Genomic DNA, 220 nt, shown 5'->3' with positions numbered 1-220 from the left:
TGGCGCAGGTGAAGGCTGACCCGCCGATGCAGTTCGGTAATGGTGACCGCTGCCAGTTCTTGGATCATACGTTCTTGTGCCGCTGGGTTTCTGGTGAGGCGAAGGTGAACGATGAGGAGTCTTCGCAGGTGCGTTGGGTGGATGTGTCTGACCCGGCGGAGCGTGCGTTGCTTTCGGAGCGGATGCTGGACCGTATTGATGCGGCGCTGAACTATGACGG

At 59.5% G+C, this 220-nt stretch carries 1 pseudogene; it reads left to right on the top strand.

From position 1 onward, the window contains the following. A pseudogene (locus HMPREF2971_RS07245) lies at positions 1-220 on the top strand (DNA mismatch repair protein MutT); the annotation flags it as partial.

This window comes from Rothia sp. HMSC066G07 (genome assembly GCF_001814485.1).
Classification (GTDB): domain Bacteria; phylum Actinomycetota; class Actinomycetes; order Actinomycetales; family Micrococcaceae; genus Rothia.
The sequence above is the reverse complement of the archived record's forward strand: the minus strand, read 5'-3'. Positions and strand labels throughout refer to the sequence as shown.